Below are 17,393 nucleotides of genomic sequence, written 5' to 3' on the forward strand. Positions count from 1 at the left end.
AGGATTACATCGCCTACTACAACCAAGACCGCATAAGCCTCAGACTGAATGGCTTGAGTCCGATACAATTTCGGACCCAGGCACTAAATCAATAGCGTCTCCTGTCCAACTTTTGGGGGGCAGTTCACTAGAAGGCCTCTTTTTTTTGCGGCATTCGCCCGGGCCGCAGTGCGCAGGACGCGGTTTTGGCGGCTCAGCACCACGTGTTCTCAGGGTGCAGAATGGTGGTAGATGTTGATCTGGAGAAGTTCTTCGATCGGGTTGACCACAATACTTTGATCGATCGTTTGGGCAATCGGATTGCGGATCGGTCGGTTATCCGGCTGATTCGGGCGTATCTGGATGCAGGAACGCTGATCAATGGCGAGGTCGAGAAAAGCCGCTGCGGGGCGCCACAAGGCGGCCCACTGTCGCCGTTGCTGACGAATGTGCTGCTGGACGAAGTGGACCGGGAGCTTGAGCGCCGAGGCCATTGTTTTGTGCGCTATGCCGACGATGCGAATGCGTATGTTCGTAGCCTCAGTCCGGCGATGAGTCAGTTTCTGGAGTCGGGCAAACACCCTTTTGGCTATCGCTGCGTTGGCGAAATGCAGGCCCTGTGGGAAATGGTGTTCACCCGGCCGCCCAAGGTTCCAGCTTTTCTGGCGAGGGCGCTGGCGAACAAGGGGGCACAGCGCTATGAGAAAATTGGAAAAATACTAGGGGACTTCAAGGATGCCGGACTGTACCCGCTTCAACCGCGATTGGCGGACGTTCAAGCCAAGACATTGGTGGTGTGGGGGAGCAATGATCGGGTCTTTGATGTTTCGTGCTTGTACGAGGTCCGCCGGCTTTTGCCACAGGCCAGTATTTGCATTATCGAGGATGCGGGGCATGTACCCTACCTAGAGTATGCCGAGCAAACCCTGCAGGCTATCCAGCGGTTTCTTGCAGGGGCTCAGGCGTTGCCTGACCCTGTATGAGAGCGCCTGTAAACCTTAGGTAATTGAGGTTGACCCCTATTGAACCTATGAGTAGTATCCAACGGGTATTCAGGAATCACTCCTGCAATGCCCTCAAGACACAGGAAGTCTTAAATGTATTACCGACTATCAGTGCTGAAGAGCTCCCTCGGATCATCCTCCGAGTCCAACACTGCCCATCTTTCGGTTTTCAAAAGCAATATCTGGCGTCGCTAATCCAGCAACCGCCGGTGTCTTGCTGCCTGTTTCAGTCAAACACCCCCTTATTGGTAATTCATTAATAGCCGAGCGCTGTTGTTCGATTTTTCGTGGCTGTTCCCACGAGAATCGTAATACGCGAATGGTGCGCTGAAGTTTTGTCTCTTTTTGAGTAAGTACTTTTGCGGGCCCTAGTGGGCGCGTGGCTGATGAATCCTTCACATCAATAATTAGCCGGCTGAACTACCAGACAGCATGAGGCGTCGCCCTGCGCGCTCGATTCTCTGCTGTGTGAGCCTGTTATCAATAAAAAGGAGTTATATCATGCGTGGGATAACCACACCCGTGAGCGTTCAACTACATACTGAACGTTTGAAATGCGACCCGCTTGTAGTCTATGAAGCGGCGACAAAAGTACTCGGTGCCGATAAAATCTTCATTCTCGAATCGCTGTCCGGCCCCAGCCGGGATCGCAAGGCGACAATAATCGGAATAGAACCCCTGTTGGCGGTAAAGATTTATGAGGGGTATGCAACACTCGAAGCTAATGAGCAACTGCTCAGTTATTTAAGAAGTGCATTGTCGGCACAGGAAATAGTTCTGGATGACCAAGGGCGTATAAGTATTCGTTCGAACGATGCGGTATGGAATTTGCTGCGTGCGTTACAAACGCCATTTGAAGTTCCGCGTCAGACTAACCCCAGCCTCGCTTTTTTTGGCTATCTCTCTTATGACTGTGTTCGGTTTGTCGAGGATATTCCCGACCTCACCGAGCGAACCAATGATTATCCGATCATTGCCTTGACCGTGTTTCAGACGCTGGTGTACTTCCACGCCAATGGAACAGTGGACGTCATGGTTAACAACAGTCCACTCTGGAAATCCTGTAGCACCGATGACTACGTTGCGCTGCTGGCGGACGCTAAGGGTATCCCGGCTGTTGACTCGCCGATTATTTACCCATCGGCCACGGTCGCGCGCGATACGGTGCAAAAGGAGCAGTTCCTTAGTTGGGTCGACAAGGCGCTGGAGCACATTCGCCAAGGTGATATTTATCAGATCCAGTTGGGTCATGAGGTGCAGGTGGATACGCCGGTCAAACCCTTTGACGTGTATCGGGCGCTGCGCAGGAACAATCCGTCTCCCTACATGTATTTGGCCAACCTGGGTGGCGTTGACCTGATTGGCGCAAGCCCCGAGCTATTTGTTCGCATCAAGGACGATCTGATCGAGATGAGGCCCATCGCCGGTACCGTGGGCAAAACCCCTGGCATACCGTCCAGCGAGCTGATCCTAAGCATGACGCGCTCTGAAAAAGAGCGGGCTGAACATTTGATGCTGGTGGATTTGTGCAGGAACGACATTGGTCGTGTCTGCCAGCCAGGTTCACTTGAAGTCGATGAGTTAATGTTGGTCGAGGAGTACTCCCACCTTTATCACATGGTCTCCAACGTGCGTGGCTTATTGCGAAAAGGCTTCGACGCCTTTGACGTGATCAAGGCTTCTTTCCCCGCGGGAACCATGACCGGTGCCCCAAAAATACGTGCGATGCAGATTATCGAAAGCATGGAAAACAATCGTCGTGGGATATATGCCGGAGCAGTCGGCTTGATCGGATTCGACGGCAGCATCAATACAGCTTTATGCATTCGCTCGGCGGTTCATAAAGACGGTACTTATTACCTGCGTGCGTCGGCGGGCGTGGTGGCCGACTCGGTTCCGGATAAAGAGTGGACCGAAACCTTCTACAAAATGAGCTCTGTCTATCGTGCGGTTACTGGAAAGGAGATGCTGCAATGAAAGTTTTTCTGATTGATGCCTACGACAGTTTTGTATTCATTATCAGCCAGTATCTTGAACAGCTTGGACTGGAAACCCATGTGGAGCGCAATGATGTTCCAAATTTGATCGAACGAATCGAAGCGTATGCGCCAGACTTTTGTGTCTTGGGCCCAGGGCCTGGGCATCCACAGGATGCGGGGTACATTGAAGTAATCCAACATTTTAAAGGGGGACTGCCGATATTGGGCGTCTGTTTGGGGCATCAAGCCATCGGTCTGGCGTTTGGCGGGGCGGTCATTCGAGCCTCCCATGTCATGCATGGCAAGATCAGCATCATCGATAACGATGGGCGAGGTGTCTACACCCATACCGGGGGGCGTTCGATCAAGGCGACTCGCTACCACTCGCTGATTATTGATAACCAGGGGCTGCCCGGTGAACTGGCAGTGACGTCCACCTCGACGGATGATGGATACATCATGGGTGTACGGCACGCTGACTACCCCATAGAGGGTGTCCAGTTCCATCCCGAAAGTATTTTGACGGAGGACGGCATTGGAATATTCAAGAGTTTTATAGAACAACACTGTCGCCAAGCAGGATTGTAAGCGGCGCACAGCGGGTCGCTTGTTCAGTGGCCCGTTTTTAATTGAGCTGTATCAAAAAAGCTTCTATGAGTGGCAGGGACTCATCGTGGATGACTTATTTTGGATAAGCAAGAAGATGTAATCCTGAGGATCAATTTCAAAGAGGTATTGGATGACTTTTCCGTGCTGGCCAGCGACTTGCACCGGCGAGATTGGGAAAGCCATCTGCGCAAGGTGCTGCGTCGTATTGGCTATCAAAGCTATTTGCTGAGCTTGGGCCCTTCGACCACCAGTGACCTTTTTAACAGGATCATGACGACCTATTCTTCCGGCTGGGTCAGGCGGTACAAGGATGGGAATTTCATTCAGGTGGACCCGATAATCAGGCATTGCCACCATCACTTCGCGCCCCTTTTCTGGGGATTGGCGCGCAGACAGGCGCGAGGCCGTTCCAATCAGCTCTGGATTGGTGCGACTCTCATAACCTCAATCTCTCGAGCCGCCCGGTTCGGACCCGCATGCCGGGTGGTGTGGCAGGGGCACGGTCTTATGAAGACCGCCCCCTATTCCGATGCATTTCAAACGCTCGGCGTTTATATCCGGCCGAGCAACAACAGCACCAGCAGGACCACCAGCACGACACCCAGAATACCCGACGGGCCATAACCCCAGTTACGTGAGTGCGGGAATACAGGCAGGCCGCCAACCAGCAGGAGGATCAGGATAATGATCAGAATGAGGCTCATGGTTTTTTCCTTATAGATCTTGTGCCAAGACCGGTTATTAAATAACGCGCCCATTTAATTAAATACAGACGCCTTAACAACTCCGACCGTCTCACTCGATAGAAAATTCAGTGTTTTCTTAAAGCATTTTGTTCAGTGGGTTATTTCTTTTAACTCGTGCGCAAATCCATCTTATCAGTTGAAGTTTATTGAACTTAGGCTATACGCAGGCATCCGACCGAGCCCAAGGTTTGCTTGGGGCATTCATCAATCTGATGGTGCGTGGGTGCAGGAAAAACCTTCGCTACACTGCCGGTCACTTCTTTGGTGAACCACAAGGCTACTTCCTATGCAAAACCGCATGATGATCACTGGTGCCGGGTCCGGCCTGGGTCGTGAAATCGCTCTGCGCTGGGCCCGGGAGGGTTGGCAGCTGGCGTTGTCGGATGTCAGCGAGGCCGGTCTGCAGGAAACCCTCAAGCGGGTGCGCGAGGCGGGTGGTGACGGGTTCACCCAGCGCTGTGACGTGCGTGACTACAGTCAGCTCACGGCCTTTGCCCAGGCCTGTGAGGTGAAGCTGGGCGGCATCGATGTGATCGTCAACAATGCTGGCGTGGCCTCGGGGGGCTTCTTCGCCGAACTGTCCCTGGAGGATTGGGACTGGCAGATCGCAATCAACCTGATGGGCGTGGTCAAGGGCTGCAAGGCATTCCTGCCGCTGCTGGAAAAGAGCAAGGGCCGCATCATCAACATCGCCTCCATGGCCGCGCTGATGCAAGGCCCGGCCATGAGCAACTACAACGTGGCCAAGGCTGGCGTGGTGGCGTTGTCGGAAAGCCTGCTGGTGGAGCTCAAGCAGCAGGAAGTGGGCGTGCATGTGGTGTGCCCGTCGTTTTTCCAGACCAATCTGCTCGATTCCTTCCGTGGGCCAACCCCGGCCATGAAGGCGCAGGTAGGCAAATTGCTCGAGAGTTCGCCCATCTCGGCGGCCGATATCGCCGAGTACATTTACCAGCGCGTGGCTGAAGGCGAATTCATGATCCTGCCCCATGAACAGGGGCGCATGGCTTGGGCGTTGAAACAGAAAAATCCGCGATTGCTGTATGACGAAATGACGCTGATGGCCGACAAAATGCGCGCCAAGGCACAGGCCGTTAAAGGCTAATTCGGGTTTGGTCTGTCAGGTAAATTACCAGTCTGTGTAGGTGGTGACTGATTTACCCGCAAGGCATTGCCGGTGCTTCTTCAAGCGCGCATGGTCAAGGTCCTGTCACTCGAAAAGGACAACCGCCATGCTGGTCTTGAGCCGCGCCATAGGCGAAGTCATCTCCATTGGCGATGACATCGCCGTGCATATCCTTGAAGTAAACGGTGCCCATGTGAAATTCGGCATCCAGGCACCGGTGGACGTCAATGTTCATCGCGCCGAGGTGTACCAGAAGATTCTCGAACGCCAGGGCTCGCCCACCCATCCAGTGCCGTTACCCAATCCTTAGGCGGGAAGGTCAGTCGAACAGATGCTTGGGCACATCGTGCTTGAGCATCAACTGGCATTGCTCGCTTTCAGGGTCGAACACGATCAGTGCCTGGCCCTTGGTCAGCGCCTGGCGCACGCGCAGCACGCGGGTTTCCAGGGGCGTGTCGTCGCCATTGTCGGTGCCGTCACGGGTGACGAAGTCTTCGATGAGGCGGGTCAGGGTGTCGACTTCAAGTGCATCGTAGGGAATCAGCATACAAGCCTCAGGGGTCAGGTCCCGGCGATGCTACTGTGCCGGGACCTTTGTTTCCAGTACCAGGTGCAGGCCGCGTCAGGACTTCTGGCCGACCAGGCTGTCCACCGACGGCACGCGGGTGTCGCTCTCCATTTGCGTCTCATGCTCGATCTGATGACTGAACCGATCCAGGGAACCCTGGGCCGGTTGCGCATCGCTGGCGAACACCGGTGGGCTCAGAATGTAGGCGCCCAATAAGCGGCTCAGGGCGGCCAGGCTGTCGATATGGGTACGCTCGTAGCCATGGGTGGCATCGCAACCGAAAGCCAGCAGGGCCGTACGAATGTCATGGCCGGCGGTGACGGCTGAGTGCGCATCGCTGAAGTAATAGCGGAACAGGTCGCGGCGCACCGGCAGGTCGTTGTCCGATGCCAGGCGCAGCAAGTGCCGCGACAGGTGATAGTCATACGGCCCGCCGGAATCCTGCATCGCCACGCTCACCGCATGTTCGCTGGAGTGCTGGCCCGGGGCAACCGGGGCGATATCGATGCCGACAAATTCACTGACATCCCAGGGCAGGGCGGCCGCTGCGCCACTGCCGGTTTCCTCGGTGATGGTGAACAGCGGGTGGCAGTCAATCAGCAGCGGCTCGCCACTGTCGATGATCGCCTTGAGTGCCGCAAGTAGCGCAGCGACACCCGCCTTGTCATCCAGGTGACGGGCGCTGATATGCCCGCTCTCGGTGAACTCCGGCAGTGGGTCGAAGGCCACATAGTCGCCGATGCTGATCCCCAGGGAATCGCAGTCCGCACGGGTGGCACAGTAGGCGTCCAGGCGCAGTTCCACATGGTCCCAGCTCACCGGCATTTCATCCACGGCGGTATTGAACGCATGCCCGGAGGCCATCAACGGCAACACGCTGCCGCGAATCACGCCGTTATCGGTGAACAGGCTGACACGGCTGCCTTCGGCAAAGCGGCTCGACCAGCAGCCTACTGGGGCGAGGGTCAGGCGGCCGTTGTCCTTGATGGCGCGCACGGCGGCGCCAATGGTGTCCAGGTGCGCGGAAACGGCACGGTCAGGGCTGTTTTTCTGGCCCTTGAGGGTGGCGCGAATGGTGCCGCGCCGGGTCATTTCAAACGGGATGCCGAGTTCTTCAAGGCGCTCGGCGACATAGCGCACGATGGTGTCGGTAAACCCGGTGGGGCTGGGGATGGCGAGCATTTCCAGCAGCACTTTTTGCAGGTAGGCGAGATCCGGTTCGGGGATGGTTCGGGTCATGGAAACTCCTGATGAGTTGAGGGCATCGATGGTTTCGATGAGGGACAGGCGATACATCGCTCAAGTTGCCGGTTGACTATGGGGAAACAACAAATCCACAAACCTCTCCGCCGTCGGTTGCGGTTCATGATTGGCCAGCCCGGCCCGTTCATTGGCTTCGATAAACACGTACTCCGGTTGGTCGGCCGCCGGCACCATCAGGTCCAGGCCGACCATGGGAATGTCCAGGGCGCGGGCAGCGCGTACGGCAGCGTCCACCAGCGTTGGATGCAGGATCGCGGTGACATCCTCCAGGCATCCACCGGTGTGCAGGTTGGCAGTGCGTCGCACCGCCAGTTGCACGCCACGGGGCAGGATGCTGCTGTAGTCGAAACCTGCGACTTTCAGGGTGCGTTCGGTTTCCGCATCCAGCGGGATTTTGCTCTCGCCAGCGGTAGCGGCCTGGCGACGTCGGCTCTGAGCTTCGATCAAGGCGCGGATGGAATGCTGGCCGTCGCCGATGACCTCGGCGGGGCGCCGGATCGCCGCGGCGACCACTTCAAAACCAATCACCAGGATGCGCAGGTCCAGGCCCTCATGGAAGCTTTCCAGCAACACGCGGCTGTCGAACTGGCGCGCTGCTTCGATGGCTTGCTGCACTTCCTCGATCGTTTGCAGGTCCACTGCAACACCCTGGCCTTGCTCGCCATCCAGCGGCTTGACCACGATGCGCTGGTGTTCGTCGAGAAACTCCAGGTTGTCATCGGCACTGCCCGCCAATTGCTGTGAGGGCAGTTGCAGGCCAGCGGCCTTGAGCACCTTGTGGGTCAGGCTCTTGTCCTGGCACAGGGTCATGCTGATGGCGCTGGTCAGGTCGCTCAGGGATTCACGGCAACGCACGCGACGCCCGCCATGGCTGAGGGTGAACAGGCCCGCCTCAGCATCGTCCACCTGCACATCAATGCCGCGCCGATGGGCTTCTTCGACGATGATGCGCGCATAGGGATTGAACTCCGCCTGCGGTCCGGGGCCCAGGAACAACGGCTGGTTGATGCCGTTCTTGCGCTTGATCGCAAAGGTGGTCAATGCACGGAAGCCCAGCTTGGCGTAAAGGCTCTTGGCCTGGCGGTTATCGTGCAGCACCGACAGGTCCAGGTAGCTCAAGCCCCGGCTCATGAAGTGCTCCACCAAGTGACGCACCAGCACTTCACCGACGCCAGGGCGCGTGCAGTGTGGGTCGACGGCCAGGCACCACAGGCTGCACCCGTTTTCCGGATCCTGAAAGGCTTTCTGGTGATTGAGGCCCATCACACTGCCGATCACCGCGCCGGTGTCTTCGTCCTCGGCCAGCCAGTACACCGGGCCGCCTTGATGGCGCGGGGTCAGGCGCTCGGCGTCGACGGGCAACATCCCGCGGCCTTGATACAGTTGGTTGACGGCCTGCCAGTCCGCCTCGGTCTGCACCCGGCGAATACGAAAGCCGCGAAACACCCGGGTGGCGGGGCGGTAGTCGGTGAACCACAGGCGCAGGGTGTCGGACGGATCCAGGAACAACTGTTGTGGATCAATCCCGAGAATCTGCTGAGGCGCGGCTACATATAGCGCGATGTCGCGCTCGCCGGGCTGCTCATTGAGCAGTTCCTGGGCAAGGCTGGCCGGGTCGGGAAAGGTGTGGCCGATCAGTAACCGGCCCCAGCCGCAATGCACCGCAATCGGTTCGGCGGCCAGTGGGCTGCCATCTTCGGCCAGGCGCGCTTGCAGGCGCTCGTAGGTAGGTGCCTGGCCCTTGAGCAAGCGTTGGCTATAAGCCGCGGCATTCGGTTTCATGAATCAGATTCCTTGTTCGCTGAGCCACAGGTTCAGCGCCGCCAACTGCCACAGCTTGGAGCCGCGCAGCGGGGTCAGTTGGCCCTGCGGGTCGGTTAGCAAGCGGTCGAGCATGGCCGGGTTGAACAGGCCACGGTCCTGGCTAGGGTCCAGCAGCAGGTCACGCACCCAGTTCAAGGTGTCGCCCTGTAAATGCTTGAGGCCAGGCACCGGAAAGTAACCTTTCTTGCGGTCGATGACTTCGCTGGGGATCACCCGGCGTGCGGCTTCCTTGAGCACCTGTTTGCCGCCGTCGGGCAGCTTGAACTTGCCCGGCACACGGGCCGACAGTTCCACCAGGCGGTAGTCGAGAAACGGCGTACGCGCTTCCAGGCCCCAGGCCATGGTCATGTTGTCGACCCGCTTGACCGGGTCATCCACCAGCATCACCGTGCTGTCCAGGCGCAGGGCCTTGTCCACGGCGGCATCTGCGCCCGGCATGGCGAAGTGTTCGCGTACGAAGTCACCGGCGGCGTCGTTGGCGGTCAGCCATTTCGGTGCGACGGTGGCGGCATAGTCGTCGTAGCTGCGGTCAAAAAATGCCTCGCGATACGCGGCATACGGGTCGCTGGCGCCATCCACCTGTGGGTACCAGTGGTAACCGGCGAACAATTCGTCGGCACCCTGGCCGCTTTGCACCACCTTGCAATGCTTGGCTACTTCCCGCGACAGCAGGTAGAAGGCAATGCAATCGTGGCTGACCATCGGCTCGCTCATGGCGCGGAACGCCGCTGGCAGTTGCTCGATGATCTCGCTCTCGGCGATACGCAGTTGGTGATGGCGAGTGCCGTAGTGCTTGGCGATCAGGTCCGAGTACTGGAACTCGTCGCCGCGCTCGCCGCCGGCATCTTCAAAGCCGATGGAGAAGGTCGACAGATCCTGCACACCGACTTCACGCAGCAGGCCGACGAGCATGCTCGAGTCAACACCGCCGGAAAGCAGCACGCCTACATCCACCGCGGCACGCTGGCGGATGGCTACGGCTTCGCGGGTGCTGTCGAGCACACGGTCGGTCCAGTCTTCCAGGCTGAGGTTTTGCTCATCCGCATGGGGGCCATAGGGCAGGGTCCACCAGGTTTTCTGCTCGGTCTTGCCGCTGGCATCGATACGCATCCAGGTAGCAGGCGGCAGCTTTTCGATACCCGCCAGCAAGGTGCGTGGCGCGGGTACAACGGCGTGGAAGTTCAAGTAATGGTTAAGCGCCACCGGATCGAGGATCGGGTTGATATCGCCACCCTTGAGCAGCGCCGGCAACGCCGAGGCAAAGCGCAGGCGCTGGCCGGTGCGCGACAGGTACAACGGTTTTACCCCGAGACGATCACGGGCAATGAACAGGCGCTGGGCGTCACGCTCCCAGATGGCGAACGCGAACATGCCATTGAGCTTGGGCAGCAGCGCTTCACCCCAGGCGTGATACCCCTTGAGCAGCACTTCGGTGTCACCGCCGGAATAGAAGGCGTAGCCCAGGGCTTCCAGCTCTTCACGTAATTCGGGGAAGTTGTAGATCGCGCCATTGAACGCCAGGGACAGCCCCAGTTGGGCGTCAACCATCGGTTGGGCGGAGCCGTCCGACAGGTCCATGATTTTCAGGCGGCGATGGCCCAGGGCAATCGGGCCTTGGGCGTGGAAGCCCCATGCGTCGGGGCCTCGGGGGGCGAGGTGATGGGTGATGCGTTCTACGGCTGCCAGGTCGGCAGGTTGATGATCAAAGCGTAACTCGCCAGCTAATCCACACATAAGTTCCTTACCGGTTTTTCCGTTGGGGAGGGGTCAATACTCACTACGCCAAACGGCGCGTACCCAGAAACTGACCCAGTGCTATGCGTGGAGTTTTAGACCGATAAGTTATAAGGCAGATAGCCTCCTTGCCTTCAACCTCGCTCTTTTCGGACTGCGGCCTGGCCTCGAACCAAAGCGCGCAGGGCAAACCGGTTGGGGTGGCAAGCCTCGGCTACGCTGGCCGGTACCGGCAGTGGCTCATCATTCAGCCAGGCCGCCAACAGCTCACCGCACAGGGGCGCAGTGACCAGGCCGCGGGAGCCATGGCCACTGTTGAGATACAACCCGGGCAGCCACGGGCACAGCGTATCCGGCACTTGCCGGGCGTCTTTGCCGAGTACGGCATAAGCCTGCTGGAACGCCCCATGCTCGGCCAGCGGCCCGACGATTGGCAGGTAGTCGGGGCTGGTGCAACGAAACGCAGCACGGCCTTCCAACTGTTCGGCTGCCAGGCGGTCGGCGCCCAAGCGCTGCAGCAGGTCTGTGGAGATCTCGCGCAGCATCTCCAGGTTGCCAGTGTGTTCGGCGAGCGTGGGCGTGAGGTCTTGGTTGTTGAAGTCAAAACTGGCGCCCAGGGTATGTTCGCCAAGCCGGGCGGGTGCGACGTAGCCTTCGGCGCAGACCACGGTAGCGAGGGCCTCACTGGCCGGGGTTTGCGCCAGCCGGGTGATCTGCCCGCGAATGCGCTTGAGTGGCATGTCTGCGCTGAAGGAGAAACGCTTGATCTCGGCCGCCCCGGCGAGCACCACTACGCTGGCGCTGGCCAACACACGATCGCCTGCGCGGGCGTGCCACTGGTCGTCGAGCCGGTCCAATTCAAGCGCCTCATGGTGGGTGAGCACTTCAATCAGAGGATGTGTCGCCTGCCATTGGCACAGTGACGGTGGATGCACCCAGCCGCCCTCCGGGAAAAACAGGCCGCCGTGGGCCAGTTGGATTCCAGCCTGTTGTTGCGCCTGTTCGCGGTCCAACAGGTGCAGCAGTCCCGGTGCAAAAGCCTCGGCCAGTTGGGCCTGACGCTGACCTTCCTTGGCGTCAAAGGCCAGTTGCAACACGCCACAGCCATCCCAATCGACGCCTCGGTGTAAGTGCTCCAACAGGCGCCGGGTGTAACCGAAACCACTGAGTATCAGCTTGGATAATGCGGTGCCGTGGGCCGAAAGCTTGAGGTACAAGACGCCCTGAGGGTTGCCCGAGGCTTCCTGCGCAAGGTCGGCATGGCGCTCCAGCAAGCTGACGCGCCAACCACGGGCGGCCAGGCTGGCAGCCGTTGCGCAACCGGCCAGGCCAGCGCCGATAACCATGGCGTGGCGTTCACCGTCGATGGCTGGAGGGCGGGCGAACCAGGGTTTGCTTTTGGCAGGCGGCGGCGTGTCAGCAGGCCAGCCGAGAAACTCGCCGCGCAGGATCTCCCACTTGTGCCCGATGCCCGGCGTGCGCTTCATCTTGAAGCCCGCTGCGTTGATCAACCGGCGCACCCAGCCGGTGCTGGTAAAGGTGCTGATGGTCGAACCCGGCGCCGCCAGGCGCGCCAGCTCGGCGAACAACTCTGCGGTCCACATATCGGGGTTTTTCGCCGGGGCAAAACCGTCGAGGAACCACGCATCGACCTGTGCATCCAGTTGCGGAAGTTGCTCCAGGGCGTCGCCGATCAGCAGCGTCAGGGTCACGCGGCCGTTGTCCAGTACCAGGCGCTGGAAGCCTTGATGGATAGCGATGTACTGCGCCAGCAGTTGGTCGGCCAATGGTTGCAGTTCAGGCCAGAGGGCGAGGGCACGTTGCAGGTCGGCGTGGCTCAGCGGGTATTTTTCCACGCTGACAAAGTGCAGCCGCGCACCAGCCACCGCGTGTTGCTCAAACAATTGCCAGGCGCAGAGAAAATTCAGGCCCGTGCCGAAGCCGGTCTCGCCAATCACCAATCGCCCGCCCGCAGGCAAGGCGGCGAAGCGCTCCTGCAAGCGGTTCTGCTCAAGGAACACATAGCGAGTTTCTTCAAGGCCCGACTGGTCGGAGAAGTACACATCGTCGAACACCCGCGAGTGAGGGCGGCCTTGGTCATCCCAGTCGAGCTGGGCGTGGGTGATGGGGGTCATGGGCGGCTCATAGAAATACAGCAGGCAAAGACAAGGCGGCCATTCTAGCCGATCAACCGTGTTTGAATTGACCCAAGGCAAGTGCGGTTGGAATTTCCTGCCCCCGGGCGTTGCCCAATCCGCTAGTCTTTAGCCATCTTGAAACGGAGCTGCCCATGTTCGAATCCGCCGAAATCGGTCACGCCATCGACAAAGACACCTACGACGCCGAAGTACCGGCCTTGCGCGAAGCCTTGCTGGAAGTGCAGTACGAGTTGCAGCAGCAGAAGCGCTTCCCGGTGATCATCCTGATCAACGGCATCGAGGGCGCCGGCAAGGGCGAAACCGTCAAGCTGCTCAATGAATGGATGGACCCGCGCCTGATCGAAGTGCGCACCTTCGATCAGCAGACCGACGAAGAACTGGCGCGCCCGCCGGCCTGGCGCTACTGGCGGCAACTGCCCGCCAAAGGCCGTATGGGTATTTTTTTCGGCAATTGGTACAGCCAGATGCTGCAAGGACGGGTACATGGGCAGATCAAGGATGCGCGGCTCGACCAGGCCATCGCCGGTGCCGAGCGCCTGGAAAAGATGCTCTGCGATGAAGGCGCGCTGATCTTCAAGTTCTGGTTCCACCTGTCCAAGAAACAGATGAAGGCACGCCTCAAGGCCCTGGCTGATGACCCTCTGCACAGCTGGCGCATCAGTCCGCTGGACTGGCAGCAGTCCAAGACCTACGACAAGTTCGTGCACTTCGGTGAGCGCGTGCTGCGCCGCACCAGCCGGGATTATGCGCCATGGCATGTGATCGAAGGGGTGGACAGCAACTACCGCAGCCTCACCGTCGGCAAGATCCTGCTGGAGGGCCTGCAAAACGCCTTGAAACAGCCCAAGGGCAAGGCCAGCGGCATGAACCCGGCACCTTTGCCGTCGGCTGTGGACCAGATGAGTCTGCTCAATAGCCTCGACATGACCTTGCGCCTGGACAAGGACGACTACGAAGAACAGCTGATTACCGAGCAGGCGCGGTTCTCCGGCCTGATGCGCGACAAACGCATGCGCAAGCACGCGCTGGTGACGGTGTTTGAAGGCAACGACGCGGCAGGCAAGGGCGGGGCGATCCGCCGTGTGGCGGCGGCCCTGGACCCGCGTCAGTACCATATCGTGCCGATTGCCGCGCCCAGTGAAGACGAACGTGCGCAGCCCTATCTGTGGCGGTTCTGGCAGAAGATCCCGGCGCGGGGCATGTTTACCGTGTTCGACCGTTCCTGGTACGGCCGCGTGCTGGTGGAGCGGATCGAAGGCTTCTGCACGCCAGCAGACTGGATGCGCGCCTATGGCGAGATCAATGACTTTGAAGAGCAGTTGCGTGATGCCGGCGTGATCGTGGTCAAGTTCTGGTTGGCCATCGACAAGGAGACGCAACTGGAGCGCTTCCAGGCTCGTGAAGAAATCCCCTTCAAACGCTTCAAGATCACCGAAGATGACTGGCGCAACCGCGACAAGTGGGACGACTACCGTGCGGCGGTGGGTGACATGGTTGATCGCACCAGCACCGAGGTGGCGCCCTGGACCCTGGTGGAAGCCAACGACAAGCGCTGGGCGCGGGTCAAGGTGCTGCGCACCATCAATCGGGCGTTGGAAGAGGCGTTCGATAGAACCGACAAACACGACAAAAAGAAAAAGAAATAGCGTGGATCGAGCCTGATTCAAATGTGAGAGGGGGCTTGCCCCGATGGCGGCCTTATAGCCGACCTGATCGTTGAGGTGTGCGCGTACCCCCTGTGGGAGCGGGCTTGCTCGCGAAAGCGGTGGGTCAGTCAACCTCATTGTTTGCTGGGCCGACGCCTTCGCGAGCAAGCCCCCTCCCACATTTAGACTGCAGCGTATCCCAATTGAGTGACTTGCCCCTAGAATGCGGCTCCACTTCCTCTGGCATCTGGGGCACTCATGCACATCTCTTCCGGCCGCTGGGTCTATGGCTTTGGCTTGACTCTGTTGACCGCGTTTCTGTGGGGCATCCTGCCGGTCAAACTCAAGCAAGTGTTGCTGGTGATGGACCCGATCACCGTCACCTGGTTTCGCCTCACGGTCGCCGGCACCTGTCTCTTCCTTTACCTCGCTGCAACCAAGCGCCTGCCCAGTCGTAAAGTGCTCGGCCCCAAGGGCGGCTGGCTGGTGGGCATGGCGGTGTGTGGTCTGGTGGGCAACTACGTACTGTATCTGGTTGGCCTGAAGATGCTCAGCCCCGGCACCGCCCAACTGGTGGTGCAGATGGGTCCGATTTTCCTGATGATCGCCAGCGTGTTTGTGTTTAAAGAGCGTTTCAGCCTGGGGCAGGTTATCGGGTTGGTGGTGCTGATCGCAGGCTTTGGGTTGTTCTTCAACCAACGCTTGGTGGAACTGCTGACATCCATGGGCACCTACACCGCCGGAGTCCTGACGATCCTGCTCGCCACCACCATCTGGGTGTTCTATGCGCTGGGGCAGAAGCAATTACTGACGGTGTGGAACTCGTTGCAAGTGATGATGGTGATCTATCTGTCGTGCGCGGTGTTGCTCACGCCGTGGACGCATCCGCTGGAGGCATTGCAGTTGAGCCCGCTGCAAGGCTGGTTGCTGCTGGCATGCTGCATGAATACGCTGGTGGCCTATGGCGCATTTGCTGAAGCGCTGGCGCATTGGGAGGCCTCGCGGGTCAGTGCGACCCTGGCGTTGACACCGTTGGTGACCTTCGTGGCGGTGGCCTTGGCGGCGTGGTTGTGGCCGGACTATGTGCAGGCCGAAGAGATCAATGCCTTGGGGTATTTCGGTGCATTCGTGGTAGTGCTGGGTTCGGCGACCGTCGCGCTGGCGCCGTCGCTGCTCGCCGGGCTCAAGGCCCGGCGGCTGCGCATGACGGTTTAGCTACCGAGCATGTTTTCCGGGCGTACCCACTGGTCGAACTCGGCATCGGTGAGGTAGCCCAGGTCCAGGGCGGCTTCGCGCAGTGTCAGCCCTTCGGCGTAAGCCTTCTTGGCGATCTCTGCCGATTTGTCGTAGCCGATATGCGGGTTGAGCGCGGTGACCAGCATCAGGCCGCGCTCCAGGTGCGCGGCCATTTGCTCGGCGTCGGGTTCAAGGCCGGCAATGCAATGCTCCTGGAAGTTGTTGCAGCCGTCGGCCAGCAGGCGGATCGATTCGAGCAGGTTGTGGATGATCACCGGCTTGTACACGTTCAACTGCAAGTGGCCTTGGCTGGCGGCCATGCCGATGGTCACGTCGTTGCCCAGCACCTGGCAGGCCAGCATCGACAGTGCTTCGCACTGGGTGGGGTTGACCTTGCCCGGCATGATCGAGCTGCCCGGTTCGTTGGCCGGCAACTTGACTTCGGCAAGGCCTGCACGTGGGCCTGAACCGAGCAGGCGCAGGTCGTTGGCGATTTTCATCAGCGCCACGGCCAGGGTTTTCAGCGCGCCGTGCAAGGTCACCAGCGGCTCGTGGCCGGAGAGGGCGGCGAATTTGTTCGGTGCGGTCACGAACGGCAAGCCCGACAACGCCGCCAGCTCGGAAGCAATCGCCTCGCCAAAGCCATGGGGCGCATTGAGCCCGGTGCCGACGGCGGTGCCACCCTGGGCCAGCTCGCACACGGCGGGCAGGGCGCTGCGGAGCGCACGCTCGGCGTAATCGAGCTGGGCGATAAACGCCGAAAGCTCCTGGCCAAAGGTGATCGGCGTGGCGTCCATCATGTGCGTGCGCCCGGTCTTGACCAGCTTCATATGCCGTGCGGCCAGCTCCGCCAGGCCACCGGACAAGGTGGCGATCGCGGGCAGCAGTTGCTTGTTCACCGCTTGCACGGCGGCGATGCTCATGGCAGTCGGGAAGCAGTCGTTGGAGCTCTGGGAACGGTTCACATGGTCGTTGGGGTGCACCGGGCTCTTGCCGCCACGGTTGTTGCCAGCCAGTTCGTTGGCGCGGCCGGCGATTACTTCGTTGGCGTTCATGTTGCTCTGGGTGCCACTGCCGGTCTGCCAGACCACCAGCGGGAACTGGTCATCATGTTGGCCGTCGAGGACCTCGTCGGCGGCCTGTTCGATCAGGCGGGCAATGTCGGCGGGCAAGTCGCCGTTGCGGTCATCGACCCGTGCGGCAGCCTTCTTGATCAGGGCCAGGGCATGCAATACCGCCAGCGGCATGCGCTGCTCGCCAATCGCGAAATTGACCAGCGAGCGTTGGGTTTGCGCGCCCCAATACGCGTCATCGGGGACCTGTACTTCTCCCAGGCTGTCGGTTTCGATACGGCTCATCGGGCACCCTCCTTATCCAGTCGTGATTGGTCAGTTTAGGCCTTGGCGACCACTGTGGGTTCCCTAAACACGCATTTGTGCGATTGCGCCCCGCAAAACCAGGGCCTGTAAGGGGGTGGGGTTGAGCCGCGAGGTTTTTTAGGCGCAGAATGGTCGCCCTTGGGG

At 59.6% G+C, this 17,393-nt stretch carries 16 protein-coding genes and 1 pseudogene; 10 read left to right on the forward strand and 7 right to left on the reverse strand.

Annotated features, from left to right (window positions below):
• From JFT66_RS18950 to JFT66_RS29840, 6 genes and pseudogenes are all read left to right on the forward strand, one after another.
• The coding region (locus JFT66_RS18950) for an IS3 family transposase (protein WP_198859121.1) at positions 1 to 95 on the forward strand (95 nt) is incomplete at its 5' end.
• A gap of 54 nt (positions 96 to 149) precedes the next feature.
• A pseudogene (locus tag JFT66_RS18955) lies at positions 150 to 518 on the forward strand (reverse transcriptase domain-containing protein); the annotation flags it as partial.
• 87 nt (positions 519 to 605) lie between these two features.
• Entirely contained in the window at positions 606 to 962 is a 357-nt protein-coding gene (locus JFT66_RS18960; protein WP_233094188.1) for an alpha/beta fold hydrolase, read from the forward strand.
• Between the two features lie 522 nt (positions 963 to 1,484).
• Positions 1,485 to 2,960 (forward strand): anthranilate synthase component I family protein, encoded by a 1,476-nt coding sequence (locus tag JFT66_RS18965; RefSeq protein ID WP_034116965.1) that lies wholly within the window; start codon positions 1,485 to 1,487, stop codon positions 2,958 to 2,960.
• A complete protein-coding gene (locus JFT66_RS18970; RefSeq protein WP_034116964.1) occupies positions 2,957 to 3,550 on the forward strand; it encodes an anthranilate synthase component II in 594 nt (197 codons plus the stop codon). The genes JFT66_RS18965 and JFT66_RS18970 overlap by 4 nt, the downstream gene beginning before the upstream one ends.
• Before the next feature lie 213 nt (positions 3,551 to 3,763).
• Positions 3,764 to 4,195 (forward strand): autoinducer binding domain-containing protein, encoded by a 432-nt coding sequence (locus JFT66_RS29840; RefSeq protein WP_235365448.1) that lies wholly within the window; start codon positions 3,764 to 3,766, stop codon positions 4,193 to 4,195.
• Here the strand turns inward: JFT66_RS29840 and JFT66_RS18980 are convergent.
• Positions 4,123 to 4,275 carry a DUF3309 family protein gene (locus JFT66_RS18980; protein ID WP_015885095.1) on the reverse strand — a complete coding sequence of 51 codons (153 nt, stop codon included), beginning with the start codon at positions 4,273 to 4,275 and terminating at the stop codon, positions 4,123 to 4,125. The genes JFT66_RS29840 and JFT66_RS18980 overlap by 73 nt on opposite strands.
• A gap of 328 nt (positions 4,276 to 4,603) precedes the next feature.
• Here JFT66_RS18980 and JFT66_RS18985 point away from each other — a divergent pair, with 328 nt between their 5' ends.
• Together JFT66_RS18985 and csrA are read left to right on the forward strand one after the other, a co-directional pair.
• Positions 4,604 to 5,419: an SDR family oxidoreductase gene (locus JFT66_RS18985; protein WP_198859869.1), complete on the forward strand. Its 816-nt coding sequence runs from the start codon at positions 4,604 to 4,606 to the stop codon at positions 5,417 to 5,419.
• 127 nt (positions 5,420 to 5,546) lie between these two features.
• A complete protein-coding gene (gene csrA / locus JFT66_RS18990) occupies positions 5,547 to 5,750 on the forward strand; it encodes a carbon storage regulator CsrA (RefSeq protein WP_034116961.1) in 204 nt (67 codons plus the stop codon).
• Between the two features lie 9 nt (positions 5,751 to 5,759).
• Here csrA and JFT66_RS18995 read toward each other — a convergent pair whose 3' ends face one another.
• The 5 genes from JFT66_RS18995 to mnmC form a co-directional block, all read right to left on the reverse strand.
• Positions 5,760 to 5,987: a YheU family protein gene (locus JFT66_RS18995; protein WP_003192759.1), complete on the reverse strand. Its 228-nt coding sequence runs from the start codon at positions 5,985 to 5,987 to the stop codon at positions 5,760 to 5,762.
• Positions 5,988 to 6,062: 75 nt separating this feature from the next.
• Positions 6,063 to 7,247, reverse strand: coding sequence for an osmoprotectant NAGGN system M42 family peptidase (locus JFT66_RS19000; protein ID WP_034116960.1), 1,185 nt, complete (start codon positions 7,245 to 7,247; stop codon positions 6,063 to 6,065).
• Positions 7,248 to 7,307: 60 nt separating this feature from the next.
• Entirely contained in the window at positions 7,308 to 9,053 is a 1,746-nt protein-coding gene (gene ngg / locus JFT66_RS19005; RefSeq protein WP_198859870.1) for an N-acetylglutaminylglutamine synthetase, read from the reverse strand.
• A gap of 3 nt (positions 9,054 to 9,056) precedes the next feature.
• Complete coding sequence (locus JFT66_RS19010) at positions 9,057 to 10,829, reverse strand: N-acetylglutaminylglutamine amidotransferase (protein WP_153871033.1); 1,773 nt, start codon at positions 10,827 to 10,829, stop codon at positions 9,057 to 9,059.
• Between the two features lie 134 nt (positions 10,830 to 10,963).
• Positions 10,964 to 12,964 (reverse strand): bifunctional tRNA (5-methylaminomethyl-2-thiouridine)(34)-methyltransferase MnmD/FAD-dependent 5-carboxymethylaminomethyl-2-thiouridine(34) oxidoreductase MnmC, encoded by a 2,001-nt coding sequence (gene mnmC, locus JFT66_RS19015; protein ID WP_198859871.1) that lies wholly within the window; start codon positions 12,962 to 12,964, stop codon positions 10,964 to 10,966.
• 155 nt (positions 12,965 to 13,119) lie between these two features.
• Here mnmC and pap point away from each other — a divergent pair, with 155 nt between their 5' ends.
• Positions 13,120 to 14,634: a polyphosphate:AMP phosphotransferase gene (gene pap, locus JFT66_RS19020; RefSeq protein WP_034116956.1), complete on the forward strand. Its 1,515-nt coding sequence runs from the start codon at positions 13,120 to 13,122 to the stop codon at positions 14,632 to 14,634.
• A gap of 258 nt (positions 14,635 to 14,892) precedes the next feature.
• Complete coding sequence (locus tag JFT66_RS19025) at positions 14,893 to 15,849, forward strand: DMT family transporter (protein ID WP_153838063.1); 957 nt, start codon at positions 14,893 to 14,895, stop codon at positions 15,847 to 15,849.
• Here the strand turns inward: JFT66_RS19025 and JFT66_RS19030 are convergent.
• Entirely contained in the window at positions 15,846 to 17,228 is a 1,383-nt protein-coding gene (locus JFT66_RS19030; protein WP_198859872.1) for a class II fumarate hydratase, read from the reverse strand. The two genes, JFT66_RS19025 and JFT66_RS19030, sit on opposite strands and share 4 nt — an antisense overlap.
• Between the last annotated feature and the right edge of the window lie 165 nt (positions 17,229 to 17,393).

Origin of the sequence: Pseudomonas sp. MF6755, assembly GCF_016405635.1 — a bacterium.
Lineage (GTDB): Bacteria > Pseudomonadota > Gammaproteobacteria > Pseudomonadales > Pseudomonadaceae > Aquipseudomonas > Aquipseudomonas haemolytica.